General features: G+C 58.6%; 27 protein-coding genes. 17 read left to right on the forward strand and 10 right to left on the reverse strand.

Annotated features, from left to right (window positions below):
* Positions 1 to 212 precede the first annotated feature (212 nt).
* Positions 213 to 1637, forward strand: a complete 1425-nt coding sequence (locus tag CA51_RS01555; RefSeq protein ID WP_197451512.1) for an IS4 family transposase — start codon at positions 213 to 215, stop codon at positions 1635 to 1637.
* Between the two features lie 161 nt (positions 1638 to 1798).
* Here CA51_RS01555 and CA51_RS01560 read toward each other — a convergent pair whose 3' ends face one another.
* Together CA51_RS01560 and CA51_RS01565 are read right to left on the reverse strand one after the other, a co-directional pair.
* Positions 1799 to 4003 carry an ABC transporter permease gene (locus CA51_RS01560; RefSeq protein WP_145117382.1) on the reverse strand — a complete coding sequence of 735 codons (2205 nt, stop codon included), beginning with the start codon at positions 4001 to 4003 and terminating at the stop codon, positions 1799 to 1801.
* Positions 3996 to 5150 (reverse strand): HlyD family secretion protein, encoded by a 1155-nt coding sequence (locus tag CA51_RS01565; protein ID WP_145117383.1) that lies wholly within the window; start codon positions 5148 to 5150, stop codon positions 3996 to 3998. Before CA51_RS01565 ends, CA51_RS01560 begins: the two co-directional genes overlap by 8 nt.
* A 490-nt stretch (positions 5151 to 5640) precedes the next feature.
* Between CA51_RS01565 and nadD the strand changes: the two genes are divergently transcribed.
* Positions 5641 to 6240: a nicotinate-nucleotide adenylyltransferase gene (nadD, locus tag CA51_RS01570; protein ID WP_145117384.1), complete on the forward strand. Its 600-nt coding sequence runs from the start codon at positions 5641 to 5643 to the stop codon at positions 6238 to 6240.
* A gap of 61 nt (positions 6241 to 6301) precedes the next feature.
* On the opposite strand, the gene CA51_RS01575 is transcribed toward nadD, so the two are convergent.
* The 4 genes from CA51_RS01575 to CA51_RS01590 all read right to left on the reverse strand — a co-directional run bounded on the left by CA51_RS01575 (position 6302) and on the right by CA51_RS01590 (position 9260).
* Positions 6302 to 7057, reverse strand: coding sequence for a sulfite exporter TauE/SafE family protein (locus CA51_RS01575; protein WP_145117385.1), 756 nt, complete (start codon positions 7055 to 7057; stop codon positions 6302 to 6304).
* A gap of 184 nt (positions 7058 to 7241) precedes the next feature.
* Positions 7242 to 8003 carry a BamJ family beta-barrel-assembly machinery protein gene (locus tag CA51_RS01580; protein ID WP_231745930.1) on the reverse strand — a complete coding sequence of 254 codons (762 nt, stop codon included), beginning with the start codon at positions 8001 to 8003 and terminating at the stop codon, positions 7242 to 7244.
* Between the two features lie 303 nt (positions 8004 to 8306).
* Positions 8307 to 8822, reverse strand: a complete 516-nt coding sequence (tpx, locus tag CA51_RS01585; RefSeq protein ID WP_145117386.1) for a thiol peroxidase — start codon at positions 8820 to 8822, stop codon at positions 8307 to 8309.
* Positions 8823 to 9020: 198 nt separating this feature from the next.
* Positions 9021 to 9260, reverse strand: a complete 240-nt coding sequence (locus tag CA51_RS01590; RefSeq protein ID WP_145117387.1) for a BON domain-containing protein — start codon at positions 9258 to 9260, stop codon at positions 9021 to 9023.
* Positions 9261 to 9648: 388 nt separating this feature from the next.
* Here CA51_RS01590 and CA51_RS01595 point away from each other — a divergent pair, with 388 nt between their 5' ends.
* From CA51_RS01595 to CA51_RS01605, 3 genes are all read left to right on the forward strand, one after another.
* On the forward strand, positions 9649 to 10956 hold the full coding sequence (locus CA51_RS01595) for a M48 family metalloprotease (protein WP_145117388.1): 1308 nt from the start codon (positions 9649 to 9651) through the stop codon (positions 10954 to 10956).
* 438 nt (positions 10957 to 11394) lie between these two features.
* On the forward strand, positions 11395 to 11697 hold the full coding sequence (locus CA51_RS01600; protein ID WP_145117389.1) for a hypothetical protein: 303 nt from the start codon (positions 11395 to 11397) through the stop codon (positions 11695 to 11697).
* A gap of 333 nt (positions 11698 to 12030) precedes the next feature.
* Positions 12031 to 12606 (forward strand): RNA polymerase sigma factor, encoded by a 576-nt coding sequence (locus CA51_RS01605; protein ID WP_145089419.1) that lies wholly within the window; start codon positions 12031 to 12033, stop codon positions 12604 to 12606.
* A 78-nt stretch (positions 12607 to 12684) separates the two neighbouring features.
* Here CA51_RS01605 and CA51_RS01610 read toward each other — a convergent pair whose 3' ends face one another.
* Together CA51_RS01610 and CA51_RS01615 are read right to left on the reverse strand one after the other, a co-directional pair.
* Entirely contained in the window at positions 12685 to 13107 is a 423-nt protein-coding gene (locus CA51_RS01610; RefSeq protein WP_145117390.1) for a DUF423 domain-containing protein, read from the reverse strand.
* Between the two features lie 11 nt (positions 13108 to 13118).
* On the reverse strand, positions 13119 to 13523 hold the full coding sequence (locus CA51_RS01615; protein ID WP_145117391.1) for a response regulator transcription factor: 405 nt from the start codon (positions 13521 to 13523) through the stop codon (positions 13119 to 13121).
* A gap of 286 nt (positions 13524 to 13809) precedes the next feature.
* Between CA51_RS01615 and CA51_RS01620 the strand changes: the two genes are divergently transcribed.
* The 8 genes from CA51_RS01620 (at position 13810) to CA51_RS01655 (ending at position 19884) form a co-directional block, all read left to right on the forward strand.
* Positions 13810 to 14211, forward strand: coding sequence for a hypothetical protein (locus CA51_RS01620; RefSeq protein ID WP_145117392.1), 402 nt, complete (start codon positions 13810 to 13812; stop codon positions 14209 to 14211).
* Between the two features lie 141 nt (positions 14212 to 14352).
* Positions 14353 to 14772 carry a hypothetical protein gene (locus tag CA51_RS01625; protein WP_145117393.1) on the forward strand — a complete coding sequence of 140 codons (420 nt, stop codon included), beginning with the start codon at positions 14353 to 14355 and terminating at the stop codon, positions 14770 to 14772.
* A 278-nt stretch (positions 14773 to 15050) separates the two neighbouring features.
* Positions 15051 to 15323, forward strand: coding sequence for a 50S ribosomal protein L28 (rpmB, locus tag CA51_RS01630; protein ID WP_145089443.1), 273 nt, complete (start codon positions 15051 to 15053; stop codon positions 15321 to 15323).
* A gap of 11 nt (positions 15324 to 15334) precedes the next feature.
* Entirely contained in the window at positions 15335 to 15622 is a 288-nt protein-coding gene (gene gatC / locus CA51_RS01635) for an Asp-tRNA(Asn)/Glu-tRNA(Gln) amidotransferase subunit GatC (RefSeq protein WP_145117394.1), read from the forward strand.
* 130 nt (positions 15623 to 15752) lie between these two features.
* A complete protein-coding gene (gatA, locus tag CA51_RS01640; RefSeq protein WP_145117395.1) occupies positions 15753 to 17234 on the forward strand; it encodes an Asp-tRNA(Asn)/Glu-tRNA(Gln) amidotransferase subunit GatA in 1482 nt (493 codons plus the stop codon).
* A 67-nt stretch (positions 17235 to 17301) separates the two neighbouring features.
* The gene (gene gatB / locus CA51_RS01645) at positions 17302 to 18783 is read left to right on the forward strand and encodes an Asp-tRNA(Asn)/Glu-tRNA(Gln) amidotransferase subunit GatB (RefSeq protein ID WP_420821490.1); all 1482 of its coding nucleotides are present in this window, start codon (positions 17302 to 17304) and stop codon (positions 18781 to 18783) included.
* A gap of 109 nt (positions 18784 to 18892) precedes the next feature.
* Positions 18893 to 19693 (forward strand): SAM hydrolase/SAM-dependent halogenase family protein, encoded by an 801-nt coding sequence (locus CA51_RS01650; protein WP_145117397.1) that lies wholly within the window; start codon positions 18893 to 18895, stop codon positions 19691 to 19693.
* Positions 19690 to 19884, forward strand: a complete 195-nt coding sequence (locus tag CA51_RS01655; RefSeq protein WP_145117398.1) for a hypothetical protein — start codon at positions 19690 to 19692, stop codon at positions 19882 to 19884. Before CA51_RS01650 ends, CA51_RS01655 begins: the two co-directional genes overlap by 4 nt.
* A gap of 54 nt (positions 19885 to 19938) precedes the next feature.
* On the opposite strand, the gene CA51_RS01660 is transcribed toward CA51_RS01655, so the two are convergent.
* Entirely contained in the window at positions 19939 to 20397 is a 459-nt protein-coding gene (locus CA51_RS01660; RefSeq protein WP_145117399.1) for a superoxide dismutase [Ni], read from the reverse strand.
* Between the two features lie 255 nt (positions 20398 to 20652).
* On the opposite strand from CA51_RS01660, the gene CA51_RS01665 reads away from it, so the two are divergent.
* Together CA51_RS01665 and CA51_RS01670 are read left to right on the forward strand one after the other, a co-directional pair.
* Positions 20653 to 21702, forward strand: a complete 1050-nt coding sequence (locus CA51_RS01665; protein ID WP_145117400.1) for a threonine aldolase family protein — start codon at positions 20653 to 20655, stop codon at positions 21700 to 21702.
* Positions 21703 to 21788: 86 nt separating this feature from the next.
* Positions 21789 to 23378 (forward strand): glycosyltransferase family 39 protein, encoded by a 1590-nt coding sequence (locus CA51_RS01670; RefSeq protein ID WP_197451513.1) that lies wholly within the window; start codon positions 21789 to 21791, stop codon positions 23376 to 23378.
* A 99-nt stretch (positions 23379 to 23477) separates the two neighbouring features.
* Here CA51_RS01670 and CA51_RS01675 read toward each other — a convergent pair whose 3' ends face one another.
* Positions 23478 to 24026 carry a hypothetical protein gene (locus CA51_RS01675; RefSeq protein ID WP_145117402.1) on the reverse strand — a complete coding sequence of 183 codons (549 nt, stop codon included), beginning with the start codon at positions 24024 to 24026 and terminating at the stop codon, positions 23478 to 23480.
* Positions 24027 to 24453: 427 nt separating this feature from the next.
* Between CA51_RS01675 and CA51_RS01685 the strand changes: the two genes are divergently transcribed.
* Positions 24454 to 25437: an Rpn family recombination-promoting nuclease/putative transposase gene (locus CA51_RS01685; RefSeq protein ID WP_145117404.1), complete on the forward strand. Its 984-nt coding sequence runs from the start codon at positions 24454 to 24456 to the stop codon at positions 25435 to 25437.
* Between the two features lie 2 nt (positions 25438 to 25439).
* Positions 25440 to 25808 carry a FliH/SctL family protein gene (locus tag CA51_RS01690; RefSeq protein ID WP_145117405.1) on the forward strand — a complete coding sequence of 123 codons (369 nt, stop codon included), beginning with the start codon at positions 25440 to 25442 and terminating at the stop codon, positions 25806 to 25808.
* The last annotated feature ends 33 nt before the right edge of the window (positions 25809 to 25841 follow it).

Genomic DNA, 25841 nt, shown 5'->3' on the forward strand with positions numbered 1-25841 from the left:
AGATGGTGTAGCCACGCCCACCGCCACTACCATCGGTGCAACGCTCGACAACAACGGTCAATCTTGTCTAACCGCAATGCCGTCAACGAAGCGTAGTGGACGAGGTTACGAGCTGTTGATTACCCACAAGTCGTCGCAAAAACAGCTCGTTTTGGCACGGTATTTGCGCCTGTAGTATTTCATTTTGCACAATGAAATCTCAAGGTGAAAGCATGCAACCGACCAGTATCGCATACGAATTTCAAGATATTCAACTTGGAGACAAACGTCTCAACGATCGAGCCGAAGCGTTGCTCGCCTCGCTGGCGGCCAACCCTTCGGCCAGTATCAACGAAGCTTGCAATGGCTGGGACGAAACCAAAGCCGCCTACCGTCTATTCGATAACCCCAACGTCGATCCCGAAGCCATTCTCGGGGCTCACGCTGAAAAGACACTCCAACGAATCAAAGCCCAAGACACCGTTTGCATCGCACAAGATACCACCGAACTGGACTACACCGCGCATCCGCCCGAAGGCGTCCGCAATCTCGATCGCTTAGGCCGCCGTGGACTTTACGATCATTCCCACATCGCCTTCACGCCGGAGAAACTTTGTCTCGGGGTGGTCGGTGTTAAGTTCTACGATCGCGACAAAGAATCGCTCGGCACCAGCAAGAAGCGAGAAGGCCAACCACTACACACCGGCGAAGGGCAACGATGGCTCGATGGTTATCGCAAGGCCTGCGAGATCGCCGGAAAATGTCCTGAAACTCAGATCGTTTCGCTGGCCGATCGCGAAGGAGACATCTACGACATTTTCGTCGAAGCCGATCAGCATGAAACACCGGCTCAGTTCGTCATTCGCTCGCAGCGAAAACGCTCGTTGCCGGAGAAAGACCCCGATGGCGGGCCTGCGGCTTATAGGAAAATGCGTGCCGAAATCGCATCCGCCCAGCCGGTCGCTTACCGCGAAGTCCAGCTTCCCCAAACGCCCAAGCGAACCAAAGGATCAGGAAACAAACAACACCCCGGCCGTGAAGCACGCACTGCGAAGTTAGAAATTCGAGCGAAACGGATGACTCTTCGTGCGCCACACAACAAGCAGTCTTCGATGCCGCCGGTCGAGATCAGTGTCGTTTGGGTGAGCGAGATCGATGGCCCAGGCGACGGAACCGAAGTCGACTGGCTGTTACTGAGTTCTCTGCCGGTCGACACGATTGCCCAGACGCTGCGGATTGTGGATTTGTATGTGGCTCGTTGGCCAATCGAAGTATTCTTTCGAGTCTTCAAAACTGGCTGCCGGGTCGAAGAGATTCAACTCGAAGCGAGAGACCGACTGATCCGCGCGTTGATGTTTTACAAAGTGATCGCATGGCGGATCATGTTTGTGACCTTCTTAGGCCGCGAGTGTCCAGAGCTTCCCTGTGATGTCGTCTTCAGCGAAGCGGAATGGAAGTCGGTCTGGAAAGTGGTGGAAAAGACGGCTCCCCCAAAGCAAGCTCCTGAGCTGTCACAATTCATCCCGGTCCTTGCGACCCTTGGCGGCTACAATCACCGCGAAGGCGACGGTCCGCCGGGAGCCGAAGTGATCTGGCGAGGCACGCGGCGAATGCTCGACTTCGCCCTCTGCTGGCAAGCCTTCGGACCAGACCAATGACTTGTGGGTAATCGACAGGAGGTTACGAGTCCTTTTGCATCAGACTAAACCGCTGGGACTCGTAACCTCGTCCACTACATCCCGCCGCGAATTCTTTCGACGGTCCGAGGCTCCTTCATTGAACCGTAATGCGGTTAAACAACTGAAGCCCCTCCGATTCGCTAGCCGAGCGTTTTGCGGAATCGGGCTAGGCTGAGCCCCAGTACGATCACGTTGCAGAGAAACAGCCCGGCGACGGGGGCTAGCAAATCCAGCAGGTCAGCCCCTCGCAAGACGACGCCACGCAGGATCTCGATGTAATAGGTTACCGGGATCCCGAACGAGGCGAGGTAGATCGGCCAAGGCATCTCGCTGCGAGGAAACATGAATCCCGATAGCAGCACCGAGGGCAACATGATCATGAAGGCAAACTGCAGCGCTTCGAGCTGCGTTTTGGAGATCGTCGAGACCAGCAGGCCAAGGCCCAACGAGCAGGTCATGAACAGCAGCGTGAGGCAGAGCAGCAAGGTGAGGCTGCCGTGGATCGGGACGCCAAAAACGAAGACCATCGCCGACAGCACGATCAGCGTGGCGATGAAGCCAAGGACGGCGTAGGGGACCAGTTTTCCGAGCAGCAGCCCACTGCGGCTGACCGGTGTAACAAACAGTTGTTCCAGCGTCCCCAGTTCGCGTTCGCGGACGATGGCGAATGAGGTCAGGAAAACCGTCACCAGTTGCAGGATGATGCCGACCAATCCTGGCACGAAGAAATGGGAACTGTCGAGGTCGGGGTTGTACAGCAATCGCGGCCGGATCTCGATCGGAACCGCACCGCGTCCCAGTTCGTCTCGGGCGGGAGCCACGTGAAGGTTTTCGCTCATGTTCTGAGCGATCGCGATCGACAGATTTAGGCCCAGCAATTGAGCGGTGTTCAGGGCGGTCGTGGCGACTTGGGAATCGCTGCCATCGATCAGCAGTTGCACCGAAACCTGCTCCCCGCGGACGATCCGGTCGCTGTAGTTGGGCGGTATCCGCAAACCGACGCTGGCACGCCCCGAGGTCATCGCGCGGCGGAACGATTCGTCGTCCAACACTCGCTCGACCGTCGTGAATCGCCGCGTGTTGTGAAACGCGTCGACAAGCTCGCGCCCCTGACGTCGGCCGTCCTGATCGTAGACGACCATCGCGATGTTTTCGATCTGCGTATCGAGAGCGAATCCGAAAATGATCGTCTGCATTAACGGAACGAGCAGCAGGAAGACGAGCGTCGATGGCTGGCGGCGGACGTGAGCGAACTCCTTGGTCAGGACCGCGACAAGGCCGCTGGACCTTCGCCGCGGCGGAGATCCGCTGGGCGTCGCTGGACCTGGTTTCTGCAGCGGCTCCGAATCGCCAACCGCTTCGTTGGCGGCAGCTTCCGTTGGCGAGGGAGCTTGAAAACTGTCGGGATCGCGTTCGGCAGCTTGCGTCAACGTGACAAAGACATCTTCCAGGGAAGGTTCGACCGGCCGCAGTTGGACTAGGTTGGGTTCGATCTCCATTCGGGAAAGGAGTTCGCGATTGGACAGTTCCTCCGCCAGCAGCAGATGGATGGTGTCGCCGAACAGCGTCGCATCGAGGACGCCGTCGATCTCTCGCAATTCGGACAGCCTTGCCGTTGGCGAATCGATTCGCATTTCGCAGCGCCGCGTCCCGGTGGGCGTCACGTCGGGCAAGCGTTTCAAATCCGATGGTTTGCCTCGCACCAGCAGCCGCGATAGATAGATGTATCCCACATCGGTGCAGCGTTCGGCTTCGTCCATGTAGTGCGTCGTCACAAACAGCGTCACGCCGCGCCCCGAAAGTTCGAACAGCAGATCCCACAGATGCCTTCGCGCGACGGGATCGATCCCGGCGGTTGGTTCATCCAGGAACAGTAGGTCGGGTTCGTGGATCAGGGCACAGGCCAGAGCCAGCCGTTGTTTCCAGCCGCCCGAGAGCGTGCTGGCGAACTGGCTGACACGGTCGCCCAGTCCGGTGAGCTCGATCACTTCGTCGGCTCGCCGCTCTAATTGGCTCGGCGAGAGCCCGTAGATTCGTCCGTAGAAATCGATGTTCTCTCGAGCGGTCAGGTCGCCGTACAGACTGAAGCTCTGCGACATATAACCGACGCGATGCTTGATCTGTTCCGATTCGGTGCGGACGTCGTGCCCTAGGACCGTCGCGTCGCCGCCGCTGGGCGGGAGGATGCCCAACAGCATCCGAATGATCGTCGACTTGCCGCTGCCGTTGGGGCCCAGCAGTCCAAAGATCTCTCCTTTGCGGACGTCGAAGCTGACGTCTTGCACCGCGACCAGATCGCCAAAGCTGCGCGAGAGATTTCGCACCGAAAGAACGTTCTCATTCATCGGCGTTCTTCGCTGACGGTTGCTCGATTTCGCCCAGCCAGAGGTCGGCGGACATTCCCGGACGCAGTCGATCCAACCCTTCGACGATCGTCGCCTTGATGCGGAAGACTTGTTTCGATCGCTCCTCGGGCGTCTGGATGTTGCTGGGGGTGAATTCGGCTCGCCGCGCGATGAAGCTGATCTCGCACGCGAACCGCTCGTCAGGAAAACTGTCGACGCTCATCGGCAACCGCTGGCCGACCTGAAGGTCCAGATGGTTTTCGGGGACGTAGGCGCGGACCCACAAGTTGGTGTTGTCCATCAACGACATCACCGGTCCGCTGGCACTAACGAGGTCGCCCGGTTGCAGCTCCAACGCCTCGACCACGCCGGCGACCGGGCTGCGGATCACCAGTTCGTCCAGCCGCTGGCCGATGGCATCGAGCGTGGCTTGAGCTGCATCGCGGGCGGCGGCAGCTTGCCGGACCAATTCGTTGCGATAGCCGTTTTTCATCAGCTCCCACGCGGCCTCCGCTTCGGCCAGCTTCGCCTTGGCTTCGTCCAGTTCCTCCTGCCGCGTACCCGCTTCCAGCAATTGCAGTTCGTTGTTGCGGACTGTCAGGTTGGCCCGAGCCGACTTCATCTTCTCGTCCGCCTCTTCGTACTCTTGCTGCGAGACGGCGTTGCTGTCGCGGAGATTGCTGGCTCGATCAAGGGTACGTTGGGCGAGCGTCAGTTCGACTTCCGCCGCTTGTTGGCGGCCCTTGGCGGCGGCGATCTCTTCCGGTCGCGGGCCGTTGGTCAGCTTTTCCAGTTGAGCTGCGATCTGGTCGACGCGCGCCTTGGCTTGGCGGATCTCTTCGGGCTGGTATCCGGCGGCCAAGCGATCGAGATCAGCTTGCCGCGCCGCGAGTTGGGCGGCCGCTTCGCGCTGCGATTCGATCAGATCAAACGGTTCCAGCCGCACCAGTTCCTGCCCCTTGGAAACGGTGGCTCCCTCTTCGACCAGCACTGCCGCGACGCGTCCGCCGACGCGCGACCCGATCCGGATCTCATCGGCTTCGATAAAACCAGAAACCTTCAGCGGCCCGGTCGCGCGTTGGCTGTACGCCAGAACGCCGATCAACACAGCGGTCAGGAGCGCCAACGGTGCAATGCGTTTTATCATTGGTGGAGGTTGTGCGTAGTGAATGAAACAGCGGTGGAGAAGCAAATCTAAGTTAGTTTAACCGCGTGGGCATCGCCCCGTGCGTCTTGACGTTACGCACGCGAGTAAAACGATCGATGGGGACGCGCGGCCCGCTGGGCACGCGGTTAAACGAATTGAGTCGGTTGGGTTGGAGTCGAGGCTTCAGCCGACGGCGCGCATCCCCTCGACGGCGCCGTGTGACGCGCGGCCCGCTGGGCACGTGGTTAAACGAATTGAGTCGGTTGGGTTGGAGTCGAGGCTTCAGCCGACGGCGCGCATCCCTCGACGATTGGCGTGTGACGCGCGGCCCGTTGGGCACGCGGTTAAACGAATTGTGCGGACCTGAGGACTGTCGGGGGCGCGAGTCAAACGATTGGCGTGGGCCCCGCGACATTTGGTGGCGAGTCGCTTATAGTTCGATCCGGCGGTGGCGGAGTTTCGGTGGAGAGTGTTAAGAGGGTCTTCGGTGATGCGGATTGGGATTCTGGGCGGGTCGTTTGATCCGGTGCACTATGGGCATCTGATGTTGGCAGAGCGGGCTCGTGAACAGCTCTCTCTGGACAAGGTCTTGTTCGTCCCTGCGGCGATGTCGCCGCTGAAGCCAACCGGTCCGGTGGCGTCGAGCGAGGCGCGGGTTGCGATGTTGCAATTGGCGATCGGAGGAAACGAAGCGTTTGAAGTCAGCCGCGTCGAGATCGATCGCGGCGGCGTCAGCTACACCTTGGATACGGTGACAGCGATTCGTGAACAGTTCCCACAGGCGGAGCTGTTTCTGATGATGGGAGCCGACCTCGTCGGTCAGCTCGGCGACTGGAAGCAGCCTGAAAAGATCTTCGCGATCGCCAAGCCAGCGATCATGAATCGTGGCGGCTATGACGCGGCGACGGCTGCGGAGATCGAACCGTTTTTGACCGACAGTGATTCAGGGCAGGTTGCCTTTCTGCAGATGCCGCAGATCGAACTATCGAGCAGCGAGCTGCGCGATCGGATCGGTGCGGGTAAAAGCATTCGCTATCACACGCCGCGAGCTGTCGAAGAATCGATCCGCGCCGAAGGCTTGTACGTTTAGGCGGTTGGTCGCAGGCGACGCTTCGAAGAGTTCTTGGGTAGATTGGTGGAGCGTCGTTGGTTCAGGAGAGGCTCGACCAAATCATCTTCACTCCCGATGCCGTCATCACGACGATCAGGAAGACAAAGATCAGCCGGTTTCCCTTTTTGATCGCCAGTTTCGCACCGACGACGCCGCCGACCACGTTCCCCATCGCCATCGCTAGGCCCGGCAACCATTCGATATAGCCGTAGACCGCGAACAGGCCGACCGCGGCGAGGGTGACTAAGAAGCCGATCAGGTTTTTGATCGCATTGGAAGCCAGCAGGTCGCCGGTGTTTAGAAGGCTCATCGCCATTAACAATAGGATCCCCATGCCCGCTTGGATGAAGCCGACGTAGATGCCGATTGCAAAAAACAGCGGCGACGTGACCCATCGCGACCTGTCGCTGGCTTGGCGAGTTTCGATCAATCGCTTGGGGTTCATGGCGATCAGGACGGCCATGCAGAGGAAGATCACACCAAAGATCGCTTCAAAAATTCCCGACGGCAGGTAGATCGCCAGCAACGCACCGACAGGCACGCCAGCCAGAGTTGGGATCGTTAATTCGAGCGCGAGGGATCGGTTTAAGTACCCGTGTTTGTTGAACGTAGCAACTGCGGAGGCGCTGGAGAATAAGACGGCGACGCGGTTGGTACCGTTGGCAATTTTTGGGTCGAGCCCAAATAGCATCAGCGCCGGGAGGGTCAAGAAAGAACCGCCTCCTGCGATCGTGTTGATTGTCCCCGCGATAAATCCCGCGACGATCAATACAACGTACCAAGCCAATTGTTGCATTTCGTAAATCGATTCTTTCAACAGGGCTCAACGCATCCTGTCGGTCGGTGAGGGGAGCGTTGGCCGCCGGTCGGATCCGCTCGCAGGCTGTGTGCCTGCGGTATCGACCGGTGAGCAGAGATCCGCATGGTCATCGCGTTCCAAGGTGGTGCCTTGGAACGAGCGGATCGAGGGTGAGGCTAGATCAGTCGAGGATGTCGAGCAATTCGACTTCGAAGATCAACGCTTCGTTTGGACCGATGGTTGGCGGTTCGTTTGGATCGCGCGAGGGGGATCCACGCAGGCCGTAACCGAGGTCTGGCGGAATGTAGAGCATCCACTTGTCGCCAACTTTCATCTTCTGCAATCCTTCGGTCCAACCGCGGATGACTTGGCCGACGCCAAACTGAGCCGGTTGGCCGCGCTGGACCGAGCTGTCGAAGACTTCGCCGTTGATCAGCTTGCCGGTGTAGTGGACGCTGACGGTGCTTTGTGCCGTCGGCGATGCGCCGGTTCCCTCTTTGATGACTTGGTATTGCAAGCCGCTCGGGAGGGTCACAACGCCTGGTTTCTTGCCGTTTGCGGCCAGGAAGGCGTCGGCTTTTTCTTTGTTGGGGCCAGCGATCGCTTCCATCTTCTTTTCTTGTTCGCGAACGCGGGCTTCAGCTCGCTGTTGCAGCTGGGCGTCGATCGCTTGGAAAGCAGCTTGGATCTGTTCGGTCGTGATCTTTGGATTCGCCTTGCTGATCGCGTCGAAGATGCCCAAAGCGACCGAGGCGGTGTCGAGATCGCCCGCTTCGAAACCTTGGCGGCGCAACTGGCTGCCCATTTCGAGGCCGAGGGCGTAGCTGTTTACGTCTTTTACGCCCGATGCGGGGGCGGGGATCGAATCTTGGGACATAGCGTCTTGGATTGGCAGGGTGGAGAGGCAGGAGCAAAGCAGCCCGCAAAATAGCAAGCGTTTCATGGAGATGTTCCTAAGGGTGGAAATGTCGCCGCGGTGCAAAGTGGGCTGCGGCTGGTGTTTTACAGGATAGCAGGCTGGTCCGGTTGTGGCGAACCACGCCGGTCGACCACCGCCGGGCAAAAGTTGTTTTTTTGCGTTTGGGCGGATCCGCTGCGGAGCGATAGATGGCGGTTCGTTGATGAACCGTTGGGGGGGGCAGGGGATGGCTTCAGCTGAAACGCTGTATTGCCCCCGATAGGCCGTCGCAGGTTGGGCTCGATCGCCCTTCCCGCGTCGCTCTTTCAATCGATTGTGAAAATCGCGTTAGCTGGCGTTTTTCAGGGCTTCTAGTGCCGCGTCGTAGTTAGGTTCGCTGGTCACTTCGCTAACGGTTTCGGCGTACAGGACGGTTCCCTTGGAATCGAGTACGACGACCGCGCGGGTCAACAGCTTCAGTTCATCGATCGTCATGCCGTAAGCCGCACCAAATTCACCGGTTTGGTAATCGCTGGCGGTCTGCATCGAGACGTTCTCGGCGCCACAGAAGCGAGCTTGCGCGAAAGGAAGGTCGCGGCTGATCGTGACTGCGTTGATCGAATCGCCCAGAGCGCCCAACGATTCGTTGAACTTCTTGGTTTGGATCGCGCAGACGCCGGTGTCCAGCGAAGGGACGATGCTCAGCAGGGCTGGCTTTCCCTTGAGGTCGGCCAGGGGCAGCGTTTGCATCCCGTCTTTGTAGTAGTGCAAGGTGAAATCGGGGGCGGTGCTGCCCACGGTCAGTTCTTCGCCTTGCAACGTCATTGGGTTGCCTTTGAATGTGATCACTCCGCTGCGCGCCATCTTCGTATCTCCGCTATTTGGGTTGGATTAACTTCATCGCATTGCATTCGTCTGGGTGCCGCGAATGCGTTGAGTGAAGTATGGCGAAGATCGATGGCGTGGCAAAGGGCGTGTGTTTCCACCGCCCTGGATGCTGTTGTGGATCGCTGGATTATGACCAGGCGATCCTGCGGTAGATCCGGTGGCGATCAGCCTCGATTACCAGTGGACTTCGATCTGGTTGTCGACTTGGTCGGCGCCGGGGACGCTGCGGACAGCTTCCTGGGCCATCTGTTTGATAAAATAACTGCGGACGGTGCCGCTGAGGACGACGTTTTGGCCGTCGGCATGCGGTCGGATGCCCATGCCACGCAGGTGCGGATGTTGGCGGATGACGCTGTCGACGCGGATTTGCAACGGTTCGATGTCGTGTTGGGCCGGAAGGGTTTGTGTGCTCATTTGATCTGCCATAGGGTTTGTGGGGAGGATTGGCTTTCGCCATAAAAAGGATTCGGCAGTCAAATGCTTGCACCCTTAGGATAATTTGGTGTTCGTGCTTAGAAAATGTATCGGCAGCGGTATCGGTGACGGTTGTGCCGGATCTAACGCGGGTCGGCTGGCAAAATGGTCGCACGAGGTGCTTTGTGGTCATTTTGCAGTGGAAGTGGCTGGCGTTGGGGTGGGGCGTTATAACCGAAACACCCGCTCTGAAACGGGACGTTTGCAGAGGAAATGTTGTGCGGGCGATTGCAGGCGGGCGGTCGAGCCGGTTGGGGGTGATTACCGTGGAGGGATCTGCTGGTAGAAGTTTTGCAGTGATTCTCGAGTTCTTTGATCGAGCTGATTTATGCCCGTGTATTGGTTTGCCCTACTGATTTCCGTTCTGTTGTCGGCCTCTTCGACCGACATGCTGACGCTGCCGAGCCCGTTTGTGACGGCGTTTGGGATGGTGATGTTGTGGGGTGTCATGGCCAAAGGGTTTGCGATCCTGAATGCTCAGCAGGTGCTGCGACAGCAGGCGAGCTTCGATCAGGCGGCTCGTAAGCTCTCGCGTCAGTTGAATTGCTTGCGTTGGTTGTGGCTGCCGCTGGGAGCCGTTGGGCTGACGGCCTGCGGTTTTTCGCAAGCTGTCGAAGATTCGCCGATCGGTGCATCGATGGCGTTGGGGGCGATGGGGATGTTGATTCCTAGCCTGGCTGCCGTGGCGTCGACTTGGCTGGCCGAGCGGCAGTTTTCCGATTGGGTCGGCGAAGCGGAGCCGGTTCAAAACGAGAGCGATTCGCCGTCGCGGTTCCCGACGCTGCATGCGGTGATGGAATCGCTGCGGTTGCAAGCGGCGTGGATCTTGTTGCCGGTCTTATTTGTGTTTGCCGTGATCGATGTGGTGAATTTCGGGTTTGTCGGCGCCGATTCGCAGCATCGTTGGGTCGGCGGCGCGGCCGGTTTACTCTGCTTGCCCTTCTTTTTGCCGATGCTGATCCGTTTCATTTGGAACACGCGGCGGTGCGAACACGATCCGCAATCGGCTTGGTTAGTCGATGTCGTTCGCGCGTCGGGCTTGCGGCATTTTCGAATCCGCCGGTGGGAAACCGAAGGGCGGATCTGCAGCGCTTTGGTCGCCGGATTCATTCCCGGTTTCCGGATGTTGTTGCTCAGCGACGCCCTCTTGGACCGACTGGATCGCAAATCGACGACGATGGTGGTGCTGCACGAATTGGCACATGTCCGCCGCTGGCACATCGCGCTGCGGATGTTGACGCTGGTTCCGACCTGGGGGATCGTCGGTTTCATCGGTTCTCATTTTGCGGGAGCTCCGCTGCAGCAGGGGGCTGTCGTCGCGGCGGGCTTGCTGCTGACGCTGTTAGCGCTGCGTTGGGTTTCCCACGCGACCGAACTGGATGCCGATCGCTACGCCTGCTCGCTGGCCGCTCAGATCGCGGCGGCGGATTCGGGGAATCGCTTGCAGGGGGCGGTTCCGGCGTCGGAGGTCGATGCAGCTTATGTGCTCGCATCGGCGTTGGTCGATGTCTGCTGCGACAATCCCAAAGCTTGCCGGGCCAGTTGGATGCACCCGAGTCTGGCGACTCGCGTCGATCGACTGCATCGGGTCGCCAATCCCGCTGTCTCGCAGCAATCATCGCTGCAGCAGGTCTGACATTAGGCGGCGAGACCGGCCGCTGGAGTGGAGCCTTCAGGCGATTTCAGCTAGCTGGATTCAGCGAGTCAAATTCAGTGCCGCGTGAGTCGGCTGAAGCCTCGACTCCAGCGCTCGTAGCTGTTCGGGCTCTGTTTTTCCCGGCGGAATCGTATTTTCTGGAAATCTCAGAAAAACGCGAACCCGTTCGGATCGCAGGCGTCTAAGTGGGCGAAGCAGGTCGTATTTATTGGCGGCTGAGTCGGAAACTGTTACCGATTTGGGCCGATAAATGATTGACAAGAGTCCGTCGCATTGGCGATGATCTTGTTAGGGACCGTCGCCCGGTGCGGTGAAGGTCCTGGTTTCAATGTTTGTTTTCCGGGGCTGGTTGTTGTTAACTAGCCCTACATTTTCTGAACTTCTCTATTCGCGTTGCTATCGCGAAGGAGGCCTCAAGTGCGTAACGAAATTATTACCAATGCTGTTGTTAACGTCGTCGATCGTGAAGATCGCGTGGTCGTTATTGGCTGCTTGGTCGTAGTGCGCCGCCTCCATCTGCGCCTAAAACAGCAGCTTCTAAGTTACGCGAAAGCCTTTGCCAGTCGCGGCATGCCTACGGGCATGCCGTATCCGATGACCCGCTGTTGGCGGGTCTGTACGGAGACGACGTCAGCGATGCTGATGTCCGGTGGCACGCAAGGGCTGTCATCGAGCGGGCTGGCATTGATGCCAGCAATGGCCGGATCGCGAAACGCCTGAACTTCAGGCCGCTCGTACAAATCTGGTGATTACTAGGGCTTTCGGCTGTGAAAGTTCGCTCGTGCACGATCCCTGCGGGATGATCGCGTTCGATCGGCGTATCCACTGCTTGCCCAAGAATCGGGTTTCTTTGATCTGTGTTGTCGTGCCTACAGAGGACGGCGATGCGTTGATTGGGAACCACCGCGGAACTTCGCTCGCACCTTCGGTGGATGTGTGCAGCGTGTTCTTGAGACGGAATTGTTTCAATCGATTTCCATTCAACGCCGGGTGTGGCTAGGCCCCCAGAGCGCTGCGTGGAGCAAGACGCTTCGGGAAAAGGAAAACATTAGTATGTCTACGGCATTTCTTTCGGATCTGCGAAATCAGACCGTTGCCGAATTGGTAACCGCCGCTCAAGCAGGCGACCGGCTCGCATTTGGTGAATTGTTCGATCGCTACCGACCTCAGGTCATCGGATTGGCGATTCGTCGCTTGGGTAGCGTCGACGAGGCTGAAGAGTTGGCACAGGACGTGTTTGTTCAAGCGATGCAAAAGATCGATCAGTTGCGTGTCCCAGAAGCCTTCGGCGGCTGGGTTCGTCAGATCGTACATCGGATGGCGATCAATCGGTTCACGCGGCGGCCTCGCGCCGTCGCGTGCGACCCGGTGACACTCGATGCGACTTGCTTCGATTCGGGAACTCCCGAGGATGTGGCGATCGATCGCGAGAACGCCGCCTACATCCACGAGGGCCTGGGCCGACTTGGCGATATGGATCGGCAGACGTTGGAAGCGTTTTATCTCGATGGGCAGAGCTTGATCGAGATGAGCGACGCCTTCGACGCGCCGGTCGGTACAATCAAGCGACGGCTGCACGTCGCTCGCAAGCGACTGGCCAAGGAGCTGGACGTATTGCAGGCGGTTTGAATCGGGCGGCTGGAAACGGCTTGCCGATTGCGAGAGTTCTTCTCGAGCGGTCGGTGAGCTGCGTTGTTGTGCCTTCGCTCAGTCGTTCGACTTGCGGGGCAGAGCGACCATGATCCAGGCGGCGATCCAGGCGAGTCCGCCCAGCGGCGTGATCGCTCCCATCACGGGAAGGTTGAGCGCGACCAGGAGGTACAGGCTGCCGCTGAAGAGCAGGGTGCCAAGAGTCATCAGCGTGATGATCGTCAGATATTTGCCGCGGTTGTAATGCCCGGCGACCGCTGCCATGGCGACCAACGCGACGGCGTGCAGCAGATGGTATCGCACGCCCACGTCGGCTTGTCCGACTCGCTTGGCGGCGACTTCCTCATAGCCCTGATCGATCAACCAGGTCTCCAGCCCATGAGCGGTGAAAGCGCCGGCCATGATTCCGCTGGCTCCTAAAAAACCGGCGATCATTAGAACGCGGCGGACCGCGATTCCAGAGGCTTGGTTTGCGTTCATCTTGTTCGCCGTTAGGTTTGGGCCAGTAGGTTCGCGACGCTGGCGATCAATTTGTCCATCGCAAACGGCTTGCGAATGTAATCGCTGACGCCCAACAGTTCGGCGTACGCCTTGTGTCGGCTTCCCTCGTTGCCGGTGATCATGACGACTGGCAGCGGTTCTTCGCGGACGCGGCGGAGCTTTTCCAAGACCAGGAATCCGCTGCGCTTGGGCATCATCATGTCCAGGATCATCAGTTGCGGATTCTCTCGCTCGGCCAACGCGAGTCCCTGGTTGCCGTCTCGCGCCACTACCACCTGGTACCCGTTGGCTTCGAGAGCGTAGCGGATCGAATCGACGATCTCGTTGTCGTCGTCGACGATCAGGATCTTTGGAGCATCGGCTTGCGACTGAGTTTCGGCAGCAGGATCAGTCATACGTGGGAATCCAGATTCAAGGGGAGGGCGGGGTGGACGGTCTGTCATCTTAAAGGACGCTAAACGTTGGCGACAGACCGCAGCGAAGGTTGGCGAAATGATTCCGCCAATCGTTTTATCTTACTTCGATGGCCGTGCAATCGGAACGATCCGAACAAAGCGTTATTTTGCCTAGTCGTTAACTTTTTCTGGCCTTCCCAGACGATCAATCTCTTCGTACTCGTCACAGTTTGCGTGGTACGTTTTCTTGTTCCGATTCAGCACCGCCACATTGGGGAAGTCTAGAGTGACCAATTCATCTGCAACCGTTGAAAGCCAAGTAACAACTATCGATCGTCGTCGTGATGACCGTCGCACGGATGCAGACCAAGTGGTGGCCGAGGCAGCAGCAAAGCCAACTCAACGCAAGAAGCAACGTCGCCGCCAGATCGACCCCACCACTTGTGAGCGGGACTACAGCGACAAAGAGATCGAATTCATGCACGCTTTGGACGAATACAAGCGAAACGCCGGTCGCATGTTCCCAACCTGCAGCGAAGTTCTGGAAGTGATCCGCGGTCTCGGTTACGTCCAACTGACCGACGAGCAGGCTGCGATGTTGCAGACCGATGAATTCGATTGCGAAGAAGATTCGTACGGCCAAGATAGCGACGACGATGAATTCGCGGATCTCGGCGACGAAGCCTAAGCCAAAATCCGACGGGTGGTTTCTGCCCGTCACCCTGTGGCCGGGCGAATTGCTCTGCCTCTCAAAAGCAAAACCTGCCCTGGAGATTCTATCTTCTGGCAGGTTTTGTCGTTTATGGGCGAATCTCGCTAAGATGGATCGATGCGAACTCTGGCAAGCGTTTCGATTGGCACTCTCGTTCGGCTGTGGGCTTTCCCCTACACGCTGCTGGGGGTGGTTGTTGGTTTGGTTCTGCTGGGCCGGCCGAAATTGGTCGATGGCGTGATCGAAATCTATGGTCCGGGCGTCGCTTGGGTTTTGCAGCGGTTGCCGGTCTCGGCGCTTGCCATCACTTTGGGGCATTCGGTTTTAGGGCAAACGCAAGCCGCTTTGGATCTGACGCGGCGGCACGAGCGGGTTCACGTCCGCCAGTTTGAACGCTGGGGATTTTTGATGGGGCTCGCCTATTTGGGGGCTTCGGGCTGGCTCTGGTGGCGAGGGAAAGACGCTTATCGCGACAATCCGTTTGAAATAGAAGCGTACGCGGTCGATGATTGCCGAAGAAATCCAGGTCGCGACTGATGTTGTTTTCGCCCACGAAGGGCAGGGCGACGCTTAAGTCGTTTGGTTTCAACGCGTTGCGCTGCGTTTTGCAGCTGTTGCATGCGTTGGATCTCCGATCGCCGAACGTTTGCTAGTTCGATAACCCGTCTGGCACGAAAATCGGTTCTGCCCAGCGCCGGCTACTTTTTGGCGTTGATGCTGTCGATAACTCCGCTATACTGCTGGACTTCGATCGATCGGATTCAGGCGTTTGGCCTGTCAATATATTGGATATTTAGAACAAAGAGCGTAGATCAATGGCACGCCAGTGTGAAGTTTGTGGCAAGCGGGTCCAAATGGGCAACCGCATTGAAACCCGCGGTAAGGCAAAGTATTTGGGAGGCGTTGGTACCAAGATCACTGGTATCTCGCGTCGCAAATTTGTTCCCAACCTGCAACGCGTCAAGGTTTCGTTGACGACCGGCGAAAACAAGTCGATCCGCTGCTGCACCCAGTGCATCCGCAGCGGCTCGATCCGCAAGGTTGTCAAAGTGAAGCCGTTTGAGCTTGAGAGCAAGACCAAGAAATAGGAATCGCTCGATTGGCTATTTCACTCGATCAGGTCCGCAAACTCGCGCTGATGGCTCGTTTAGAGCTGTCCGATGACGAGCTGGGTACGATCACGCCCCAGTTGGAAGGTATCGTCGCGTTTGTGGACAAGCTGATGGAGCTCGATACCGATGGGATCGAGCCGATGGTGCATGCTGTCGAAACCGTCAACCGCTGGGTACCGGACCAGTTGGGCGATAGTCTGTCGCGCGAGCAGGCCTTGGCTAATGCTCCGAATCACGACGAGGAATGTTTTCTTGTGCCGCCGGTCTTGGGTTAAACGCTCCCGCTCTCCAAGCAAGAACCGCTTCCTCGACCCCGCTGTACGGACACGCTGAGTCAACATTTGTTTCGGCGAGGCGTCAGTCTTCGTGGGGTGTCAGTTCCCTCTCGCGAAAAGTCCCAAGACAATGACTATCCCGCTCGATTCTGCCGCCAAGTTGCTGGGGCTGTTGGCATCTGGTGAGCTCACCGCGCGCCAAGCGACTCAGGCGTCGTTGGATCGGATCGCGGCGACCGATCCCGAAGTCGGCGCCTTCACGTTCGTCAACACCGAAGCGGCGTTGGCTGCTGCCGATTCCATCGATCAGCGACGACGCGACGGCCAGCCTCTGGGAGTTCTCGCGGGCGTCCCGATCGCCGTGAAGGATGTGTTGTGTACGACCGACATGCCGACGACCTGTTCGTCGCGGATGTTGGAGAACCACATGTCCCCTTACGACGCAACGGTTGTCGCGCGGTTGCGTGCTGCCGATGCGGTGATCGTCGGCAAGACGAACATGGACGAATTTGCGATGGGAGCCAGCACGGAAACGAGTGCGTTTGGCAAAACCACCAACCCCTGGAACCCAAGCCTCACGCCCGGCGGCAGCAGCGGCGGCGCTGCGGCTTGTGTCGCCGCGGGTGATGTTCCGCTCTCTCTGGGCAGCGACACCGGTGGTTCGATTCGCCAACCGGCTGCGTTTTGTGGGATCACTGGGCTGAAGCCGACTTACGGGCGTGTCAGCCGCTACGGGCTGATCGCTTTCGCTAGCAGCCTGGATCAAGTCGGCCCGATGGCGTTTGATGCTGTCGATTGTGCGACGCTTCTGAATGCGATCGCCGGATCCGACGCTAGCGACAGTACTTCGCTGCCTGTCGAAACGCCCGACTTCACCGCGGGGTTGGATCGCATCGAGGGTGAGTTGCGGATCGGTATCGTCAAGCATCACCTGGAAGCCGAAGGGCTCGATCCAGAGGTCCGCCAGGCCGTCGACGATGCGATCGAGGTCTTCCGCGATGCGGGAGCGAAGATCGTCGAAGTGGAGTTGCCGCATTCGGACTACTGGGTGCCGACCTATTACGTGATCGCGCCGAGCGAAGCGAGCAGCAATCTTTCCCGCTACGACGGCGCCCATTACGGCCACCGCAGCCCTGTCGCGGCGAGCGACGCGGGAGATCGCGGTCCGTTGGTAGCCACCTATTGCCGCAGTCGCGGCGAAGCGTTTGGCGCCGAGGTCAAGCGGCGGATCATGATCGGGATGTATGCTTTGAGCGCCGGTTATGGCGACAAGTATTATGTGAAAGCGTTGCAGGTCCGCCGGTTGATCCGCCAGGACTTCGATTCGGCTTTCCAAAACGTCGACCTGTTGTTGGGCCCGGTGACTCCCACCCCGCCATTTGCGATGGGAGAGAAGATCGACGATCCGTTGCAGATGTATTTGTGCGACCTGTTCACTGTCGGCGCGAACTTGGCCGGCATCCCCGCCCTTTCGATGCCCGGCGGACTGACTAGCAACAACCTACCGATCGGGATCCAGTTGCAGGCTCCGCCGCTGCAAGAGGCCAAGCTGCTGCAAGCCGCCGCCGCATTCCAACGCGCCACCGATTGGCATACTAAGCGTCCTTTGTAACCGGCGCAGGTCGTTGGACCTGTGATCGGTCTGGACCCATCGTCCGACTGCCGCAACCTTTCTGGAGATTCTTTCCGTGGACCAGCCTTACGAAATCGTGATCGGTTTGGAGGTGCATGTTCAGCTGAGGACAACGACCAAGTTGTTCTGCCGCTGTGCGACTCAGTTCGGTGCGCCGCCGAACACGAACGTCTGCCCGGTCTGCTTGGGGATGCCTGGCGCATTGCCGGTGATTAACGAGCATGCGGTTCAGTTGGCGCTGCAGACGGGGTTGGCTCTTGGCAGCACGATCCCGCCGATGACCAAGTGGGACCGCAAGCAGTACTTTTATCCCGATCTGCCCAAGGGCTATCAGATCAGCCAATTCGATCTGCCGATCTGCGATGGTGGTCACTTGACGATCGCCGATCCGGCCGATGAATCGCAGACTCGCACGATTCGGTTGATCCGCGCCCACTTGGAAGAGGATGCTGGCAAGAGCATGCACGACGAGGCCAACGGGCGGGCTGACAGTCGGATCGATCTGAACCGCTGTGGCACTCCGTTGTTGGAAATTGTTAGCCAGCCCGACATGCGCAGCGCGGCTGAGGCCAAAGCGTTTCTGACCGAACTGAAGCTGTTGCTGACCTATCTGGACGTCTCCGATTGTGAGATGCAGGAGGGAAGTCTGCGGGTCGATGCGAACGTGAATCTCAAGATCGAGAAAGCTGGCGATACGATCGCCACGCCGATCGTCGAGATCAAAAATATGAACAGCTTTCGCGCCGTCGAACGCGCGATCGCTCACGAGGCGCAGCGTCAGTACCACGAATGGGAAGAGACGGGGCTGACGATTGAGGATCGCACCAAGCGGACCTTCGGCTGGGACGATGCTGCGGAGCGAACGGTCCCGCAGCGCGAGAAGGAGGAGGCGGCTGATTATCGCTATCTGCCCGACCCCGATCTGCTGCCGATCTGTTTGTCGACCGAGACGGTCGAAGCGACGCGAGCCGCGTTGGCGGAATTCCCGGCGGTCGCTCGCCAGCGTTTGCAGGCCGATTACGAGATCAAAGCCTACGATGCCGACGTGATCGTCAATCAGGGCCGCGGTGTGGTGGAGTATTTCGAAGCGGTTGCCAAGGGGAGCGGCGACGCGCGGCGTGCCAGTTCGTGGATCCAGCAGGATGTGCTGCGAACGATGAAGGAGCAGGGAGTGGGGATTGGCGATTTTGCCGTCTCTGCCGACACGCTAGCGGAATTACTTGGGCAGGTTTCCGCCGGAAAACTGGATAACGCGCGAGCCCGCGACGTTTTTCAACATCTATTAGAGAAGGGGGGAAGCGTTGCCGAAGCGATCAAGGCGTTGGGGATCGAATCGGTCGACGCGGGCGAAATCGAATCGCTTTGCCAGGAGTTGCTCGACGCGAATCCGCAAGTCGTGGAGGATGTGCGAGGCGGCAAGATGCAGGCCATTGGTTCGTTGATCGGTCAAGCCAAAAAGAAGAATCCCAACGTGAACCCGAAGCAGTTCCGCGAGATCTGCTTGCAGCTGATTGAATCGGCCGGGTAAGTCGTCCAGTTTTGTTTTCGCCCGGCGGCGGGAATTCGCCGTGGGTTGTTCTCTGCGATGCGGCGCCTCGGAAGTGGCGGCGCGGTCGCGTCGAAGCGAGGGCGTTGGTATGTCGATCATCACTCTGTTAACCGACTTTGGTGTCTCGAGCCCCTATGTGGCTCAGATCAAAGGCGTTCTGGCGACTCGCCAGCCCGAGTCTCACGTGATCGATCTGACCCATTCGGTCCCGCCGCAGAATGTTCAAACCGCTGCGATCACGTTGGACGATCTCGCCCCCTGGTTTCCGTCTGGAGCGGTCCATGTCGCGGTCGTCGACCCTGGCGTTGGCAGCGACCGTCGCATCTTGGCGGCTCATGTCGGCGACTGGTATTTTGTCTTGCCCGACAACGGGCTGATCTCGCCGTTGGCCGACCGCTTCGCAGTCAAGAGCGTTGTCGCTTTGGATCGCCGTGAATTCTGGCTCTCTCCGGTTAGCAATACGTTCCATGGACGCGACGTGATGGCTCCGGTTGCCGCCGCAATCGCCCGTGGCGTTCCGCTTGAGGAGCTTGGGGAATCGGTCGACGATTGGCATCGGGTTCACATTCCGCGTCCGTGTGTGATGTCGAAGTCGATTCAGGGGGAGGTGATCTACGTCGATTCGTTTGGCAATCTGATCACCAACATCTCTGCCGACGATGTGCATGGCGACGATGTCTTTCGGATCGGCGATCGCGCTGTCAACGGCTTGGTCCGCAGTTATTCCGATCGCACCGCCGGGCAGTTGGTTGCGCTGATCGGATCGTCGGGGCGATTGGAGTTTGCTGTCGTCGATGGCAATGCTGCGGTTCAGCTCGGGGCAGGGCAGGGGGCTGCGGTCGGGGTCGACTTGGTTGGCGAGACGCAGCAGGTCGGGGACTCGCAATGAACGCCGGCAGTTTGTGCGAGCGATGTGCTCATGTCCGTGAGATCGTCTCGGGCAAAGGCTCGCGATTCTTGATGTGTCGCCGTGGTTTGGCGAGCGACCAGTTTGCAAAGTATCCGCCGCAGCCGACGCTGGTCTGCGTGGGGTTTCAGTCGCGGGTCGATGGCAAAGAAAAAGGCGAACACGATTTTTGATCGCGTTCGCCTTAATGCGTTTGCAAGAACTAAGTCGGTCCGACGTGCGGCGGCTTACGGGTGCAGGTGAGGTTCTTTGCCTTCGTAGGCGCGGTAGAAGTCGTGGATCGCTTTCTTGAGTGCCACGGCGGATTCGGGGGCAGCCGTTTGCTTGCACTTCATCGCGGCAACCATCACCGCGTGTGCGGTGGTCAGCTTCTTGGTGTAGTTTTCGCCGTCGGATTTCAGGCGTTGCGTCATGAAGTATTGGGCGATCGTTTGTTGGATTCGCGTCGCGTGATCTTCTTTCGTCGTGACCCAGCGAACCAATTGGTTCAGGTCTTGAGCGTCGTGCTTGCCGGCGAGTTCGTCGATCTGAGCGATCGCCTTTTCGATGGTCGAGTGGTCTTCGATCATCGAAACGAACCGTCGTTCGTCGTCGTAGATACCGCAGGGAACTTCGCAGTGAGCGCTGGCCGATTTCGCAGTGAACGCCAGCAACATTGCCATCGCGAAATAGATTGTGTTACGCATCAAATGGTCTCTCTTTCCTTGGTGACTCATAGTGTGCTTGGCATCGGGGGATGCCTGGATTGTTGGATCCGGCGAGTGCCCGGTGGGCGACCCGCGACACCGCAGTCTACGCTATGGAAACCATTTTTGCGAACAATGGCGGCAATTCGTTTCGGCGGCTCACCCCGGTGCTCTGATATCGCATTTGGCGTAAAATGGATTCCCGCGGGCTTCACGCGTTTCCGGCCTTTCTCCTCAGCAAAAACAGCCCCTTTTATGATCGATTTGCGAAGTGATACCGTGACTCGGCCAACCGCTGCGATGCGGCAGGCGATGGCGGATGCCGAGGTTGGCGACGACGTGATCGATGTCGATCCCACGGTTCAGCGATTGGAACAGCGGACGGCGGAACTGCTTGGCAAAGAGGCGGCAATCTATATGCCCAGCGGGTCGATGACCAATCAGATCGCGATTCGTGTGCATTGCGGCCGTGGGGAGGAGTTTCTTTGCGAAGCCGATTGCCACGTCTACAACTACGAGCAGGGAGCGTTTGCGTCGCTCAGCGGTTTGGTCGCGCGGACGATTCAGGGGGATTCGGGCGTGTTGCGACTGGATCAGGTTCGCGGGATGGTCCGCCCCGATAACGATCATTCGGTGCGAACGCGAATGATCACGCTGGAGAACACTCACAATCGCGGCGGTGGTCGCGTGCAGCCGTTTGAAAACGTGAAAGGGATCTGCGATTGGGCCAAGCAGCAAGGTTTGACGCGGCATCTGGACGGCGCGCGATTGTGGAATGCCGTCGCTGCGACGGGGATCGATGAGGCGACTTGGGCCGCTGAATTTGATTCGGTCAGCGTCTGCTTCAGTAAAGGCTTGGGAGCTCCTGTCGGATCGGCGTTGGTCGGCAGTCACGAATTTGTTCAGGAAGCTCGGCGAGCTCGGAAGCTGTTTGGCGGTGGGATGCGACAGGCTGGCATCATTGCTGCCGGCGCGCTGTATGCGATCGAGCATCACCGCGGTTGTTTGGTGGACGATCACACGCATGCTCAATTGTTAGCCGAGGCGGTTCGCGATTCGCCCGGCATCGATTTGCCGACGCCCACGGTCGACACAAACATCGTGATCGCATCGGTCGATCCCGCTTGGGGAACGGCGGCCGAATTTCGAGATCAGTTGGCGGCGGCGGGCGTGTCGGTGATGGCCTTTGGTCCGCAAGCTGTCCGGTTCGTAACGCATCGGGATGTCGATCGCGCGCAGATCGATCGGGCTTGCCTGGCGATTCGCACTGTCGCCCAGAAGAACCGCACGAGCGTAGCGACTTGATCGGAACGGCAGGCTCGGAATCGCAAGGGTTGCGCACTGGGCGGGTTGCTCCGTGGCAGCTTGCGCTGGCGGCGAGTGCTGTATTTTTGGTCGCGTTGGTTCTGCGGCTTCCTTCTTGCTTCGATAGCCTGTGGGTCGACGAGCTCCACACCGCGTGGACGATCTGGGGCGATTTTAGCGATGTTCCGTCGCGAGCTCGGTTGGGGAACCAGTCTCCCGTCTACTTCGCGGTGATGTGGTTGTGGCATCAGGTCGTTGGGGATACTGAGGTCGCATTGCGTCTTAGTTCGGTCTTGTTGGTGGCGTGCAGCTGTCTCTTGCTGGTCGTGGGTATCTATCGACTGCATCGCGATCTATTGCTTGGGCTGTTGGCTGGTGGGCTGTTGGCAGTCGATCGGAACAGCATCTTTTTTGGCACCGAACTGCGTCCCTATGCTGCGGTAATTCTGTTGTCGACGCTATTAGTGCTGGTCTGCGCTGGTGCTCTCGATCGTCGCAGGTTTTGGCGAGCGATCGCGTTGGTCGTTGTCGTCGCCGCTTTGTTCTGGACGCACTACACGGCGCTGTTGGTCGCTGCGGGAGTCTTGGTTGCGTTTGCGGTGAAGCAAATCGTCCGGCAGCGTTGGAGCGGTGCTTCGGTAGCGAGTGTTGCTGTCGATGCGATGTTGGTCTGGAGTGCTGTCGGCGTTGCGGCGGCTGTGGAGTACCGCGCGATCGTTCAGTTGTGGGGCAGGCGAGGGGAGTGGGAAGCGTTTGCCGTTCCGCGGCCGTTGAACGGGGCGAATTCGCTGAGCGAGAATCTGTCGGTCGGCTTTGGCGACATCGGCGCGATGTGGCCTTGGGGGCCAGCGTTTTTGATTCCGTTGTCCTTGCTGGTGCTCGCCCGTTTGGCAGGGGCTCGGTTTCGAATGCGGCGGTGGCTTCCGTTTGTCGCCGCGGTTGTGTTGGTCACTTTGGTTGCGTACGGATTGGCGACGCTGAAGGTCTCCGCAGTTTGGCATCGTCGCTACATTGTCGGCCTTCTGCCGGTCTTGGCGTGGGGATCGGCGGGGCTCTGGCTCGCCGCGATCCGCGGGTTTTTTGCGTCGCTGCGACCGTGGCGACTTTCTGGTCGGTTGGTATCTTCGCCGATGGCGATGCTGGCCGCAGCGGTGGTTCCCGTCATCGTATTGCTCTTCTGGCAGGGAACGTTGGAAAACCTACTGCGTCGCGATCTGCACCTGGTGCATCGCGGCGAGGACTGGCGGTCTGCGGTTGCTGCAATCGACGAGCTTCGCATTGCGGGGCAACCGGTCGCCGTCGATGCAGGCTTGATCGAAGCGAAGCGATGGGAGCGGAGTCGCAGCGAGGGACGTGGTGCTGAATCCGCGATGTTCCTTCAGTATCTGTGTTGTCCCGTGAATAATATCTATCCACTGCGCGAAGTCGTTCCGCTGGCTGGCGTCAGCGAAGAGGAGTTGCTTCGCTTTCGGCAGCAGTCGGCCGATCGGAATTCCTCCGATCGCGAGATGTTATGGATCGTAGCGCGCGTTCCGCAGCGGCGTCATCAAGACGTCGCTGAACTGCTGCAGTCGTTTGCCTCGCGTCAAGCAGACCGCGCCGCCGGCGGCAAACGCTTAAAGTTCGCCACGCACAGCTTCGGCGGCGTGCTCGTGATCCAATGGCGAGTCGAGTGACACGCCCGTTGTTCGCAGTCGTTGGATAGCCGCTCCGTCGGCGAAGCATCAGTTCTATTGTTGCCGTTTTGGGAAGCGGGTGGCTGGGCTGCGATGCGATTAGCACAACGCTGTGATGATTTCTTTGGTTAGGTCTGGGGATCGCTGACGTTGGTGTTCGAGTTCGAGGACGCTGTTGATGATGGTGAGATCTTGGGCGTCTTTGAGGTCGGATTTTTTGATGAAGTTGTTTTCCCAGAGCCAGTGGGCGACTTCGCACCAATTCCACAGTAAAGCACCGTCGGTGATGTTGCATGCGGGGGCTGGGAAACCGCCTGGTCCTCGCGATCCGTTGATGTATTGGTTTACAAGCTGGCGGCTGCGATCGATTCGGCGAGCGATGTCCGCTTGAGTTACCAGTTCGCACGTATCAACTCGGAGTACCGTCGCGGGGATGCCTGAGTCGCGGACACTTTTGATCGCGCTTAAGATCGCGTCTTTCAGTGAGGGTGCGGAACGCGAAAATGTTAAGTAGATACGACCGAACCGCAAGCTGATCGTGGCATCGTCGCAGCCCGCCTGGAAAAGTGAGTCTTCTAAGCTGGGAGTTATCGTGTCAACTCCATCGAGCAGCAGGGTGAAGTCGAATTCGGGTTCGCGCTCAGTCATGTTCTTGTTCCGGTTACTTGTCGATGGCGGTCGTCGTGTCAACGTGCGGGCATCGGTCCACTTCTCGCCAGATGTGTCGTGCGTGGTTTTCCGGATTTCGGGGAGTCGACCAAATGCTGACGATGCAGCCTGACTGGCTGCTCTGTGGGCAATGAAGTCGACCCCAAGCGTGTCCTCCCGGCAATTCGACACGCCAGCCCAGCGATTCAGCGAATTGGATCGCATTTTCGATGTGCTTGTTGGGGTGTCGAGGGCGGGGCATCTCGTTAATGATAGATTTCCTGTTGACAGTTGTCAACAGAAAGTAAGGGGCGGCTGGGACGACGGGCTAGTAGGTCCCGCTGGTAGGGTGTGAGTGTCGACGCCCGGCTTATCGCGGTGTTAGGATGTCGAGTGTCGCAGGTGGTTCCCGCGGAGGCGTTTGTCGATGGATGAGGATCCGGAGGAGAGTGACGATCGGCTGAAGAACCCGCACGATCGGTTTGTGCGGCGGTTGTTGGGCGACACCGATCATGTCCGCGAGTTGGTGCGGTGGCAGTTGCCAGCGGAGGTGGTTGCAGAGTTGGATCTTGAAACGCTTGTGCCGGCCAAGGAGACGTTTGTCGATAAAACGTTACGGGGTGGGCTCTCGGATTTGGTTTTTCAGGTGGAGTTGGCAGGCGGAGGGGATGCGTTTGTGATGCTGTTGTTCGAGCACAAGTCGGTTGTCGACGAGCAGGCGGTGTTTCAAGTGCTCCGTTATATGGTCGCGATCAACGAGCAGCGTCAACGCAACGGTCAGCCGCTTTGTTGCGTGATTCCCTTGATTTTGTATCACGGTGTGCGGTCGTGGAATGCTCCGCGGCGGTTGCCTGAACTGATTCATGCACCCGCGGCTTTTCGCGGTTATATTCCGGACTTCGACATGCCGCTGCTCGATTTGAGCGGCTGCAGCGACGCGGAGTTGCGGCGAGAATCGGTCTTCCTCGCCTACATGACGCTGCTAAAATATATACGGCGGGATGAGTTGCCGGAGCGTTTGCCCGAGATCCTGTCGCTATTTCACCGCTTGCTGCCGCCAGCGACGGCGCTTGAGAGTATCGAAACAATTCTTCGCTATCTCGTGGTCGGCACCGACCGCGTCTCGCGGCAGGAGTTGGTGACTGTGTTTACTCGCGTGATGCAATCCGAAGGAGCATCGGCTATGCCAACAATCGCAGAAGAGTGGAAAGAAGAAGGACGCCAAGAAGGACGCCAAGAAGGACGTCAGGAAGGGCGTCAGGAAGGAGCAATGATTGGTCAGGTCTTAGCCTATCAGCAATTTCTTGGTCGGCCGACTTCCGGTGAAGAGGCGTTGCTGGCGATGGGTGCGGACGAGTTGCGTGCGCTGTTTCAGCAGTTGGAGGCAGAGTTTCGCAAGCTACATCGCTAGCGGTGACGCTGTTTCACCGCTTGTTGCCGCTGGCGACGGCGCTTGAGAGTATCGAAACAATTCTTCGCTATCTCGTGGTCGGCACCGACCGCGTCTCGCGGCAAGAATTGGTGACTGTGTTTACTCGCGTGATGCAATCCGAAGGAGCATCGGCTATGCCAACAATCGCAGAAGAATGGAAAGAAGAGGGCCGCCAGGAAGGGCGTCAAGAAGGGCGTCAAGAAGGAGCAATGATTGGTCAGATCTTAGCGTATCAGCAATTTCTCGGGCGGCCGTCTTCCGGTGAAGAGGCTTTGCAGGCGATGGATTCAGGTGATTTGCGTACGCTATTTGAGCAGTTGGACGCGGAGTTTCGCAAGCTGCGTCGTTAAAGCAGCTCCGCAAAAGAGCGTCGTCATTTGCGA

It is taken from the genome of Rosistilla oblonga (assembly GCF_007751715.1).
In the GTDB taxonomy this organism is placed as follows: Bacteria; Planctomycetota; Planctomycetia; order Pirellulales; family Pirellulaceae; genus Rosistilla; species Rosistilla oblonga.

Coding starts and splice junctions, on each gene's coding strand:
- CA51_RS01650 (WP_145117397.1), top strand. CDS start 18,893: ATGTCGATCATCACTCTGTTAACCGACTTTGGTGTCTCGAGCCCCTAT.
- CA51_RS01595 (WP_145117388.1), top strand. CDS start 9,649: ATGCCCGTGTATTGGTTTGCCCTACTGATTTCCGTTCTGTTGTCGGCC.
- gatA (WP_145117395.1), top strand. CDS start 15,753: ATGACTATCCCGCTCGATTCTGCCGCCAAGTTGCTGGGGCTGTTGGCA.
- CA51_RS01655 (WP_145117398.1), top strand. CDS start 19,690: ATGAACGCCGGCAGTTTGTGCGAGCGATGTGCTCATGTCCGTGAGATC.
- CA51_RS01660 (WP_145117399.1), bottom strand. CDS start 20,397: ATGCGTAACACAATCTATTTCGCGATGGCAATGTTGCTGGCGTTCACT.
- CA51_RS01625 (WP_145117393.1), top strand. CDS start 14,353: ATGCGAACTCTGGCAAGCGTTTCGATTGGCACTCTCGTTCGGCTGTGG.
- CA51_RS01675 (WP_145117402.1), bottom strand. CDS start 24,026: ATGACTGAGCGCGAACCCGAATTCGACTTCACCCTGCTGCTCGATGGA.
- nadD (WP_145117384.1), top strand. CDS start 5,641: ATGCGGATTGGGATTCTGGGCGGGTCGTTTGATCCGGTGCACTATGGG.
- CA51_RS01555 (WP_197451512.1), top strand. CDS start 213: ATGCAACCGACCAGTATCGCATACGAATTTCAAGATATTCAACTTGGA.
- CA51_RS01665 (WP_145117400.1), top strand. CDS start 20,653: ATGATCGATTTGCGAAGTGATACCGTGACTCGGCCAACCGCTGCGATG.
- CA51_RS01580 (WP_231745930.1), bottom strand. CDS start 8,003: ATGAAACGCTTGCTATTTTGCGGGCTGCTTTGCTCCTGCCTCTCCACC.
- CA51_RS01560 (WP_145117382.1), bottom strand. CDS start 4,003: ATGAATGAGAACGTTCTTTCGGTGCGAAATCTCTCGCGCAGCTTTGGC.
- CA51_RS01590 (WP_145117387.1), bottom strand. CDS start 9,260: ATGAGCACACAAACCCTTCCGGCCCAACACGACATCGAACCGTTGCAA.
- CA51_RS01685 (WP_145117404.1), top strand. CDS start 24,454: ATGGATGAGGATCCGGAGGAGAGTGACGATCGGCTGAAGAACCCGCAC.
- CA51_RS01565 (WP_145117383.1), bottom strand. CDS start 5,150: ATGATAAAACGCATTGCACCGTTGGCGCTCCTGACCGCTGTGTTGATC.
- rpmB (WP_145089443.1), top strand. CDS start 15,051: ATGGCACGCCAGTGTGAAGTTTGTGGCAAGCGGGTCCAAATGGGCAAC.
- CA51_RS01605 (WP_145089419.1), top strand. CDS start 12,031: ATGTCTACGGCATTTCTTTCGGATCTGCGAAATCAGACCGTTGCCGAA.
- tpx (WP_145117386.1), bottom strand. CDS start 8,822: ATGGCGCGCAGCGGAGTGATCACATTCAAAGGCAACCCAATGACGTTG.
- CA51_RS01610 (WP_145117390.1), bottom strand. CDS start 13,107: ATGAACGCAAACCAAGCCTCTGGAATCGCGGTCCGCCGCGTTCTAATG.
- CA51_RS01575 (WP_145117385.1), bottom strand. CDS start 7,057: ATGCAACAATTGGCTTGGTACGTTGTATTGATCGTCGCGGGATTTATC.
- CA51_RS01615 (WP_145117391.1), bottom strand. CDS start 13,523: ATGACTGATCCTGCTGCCGAAACTCAGTCGCAAGCCGATGCTCCAAAG.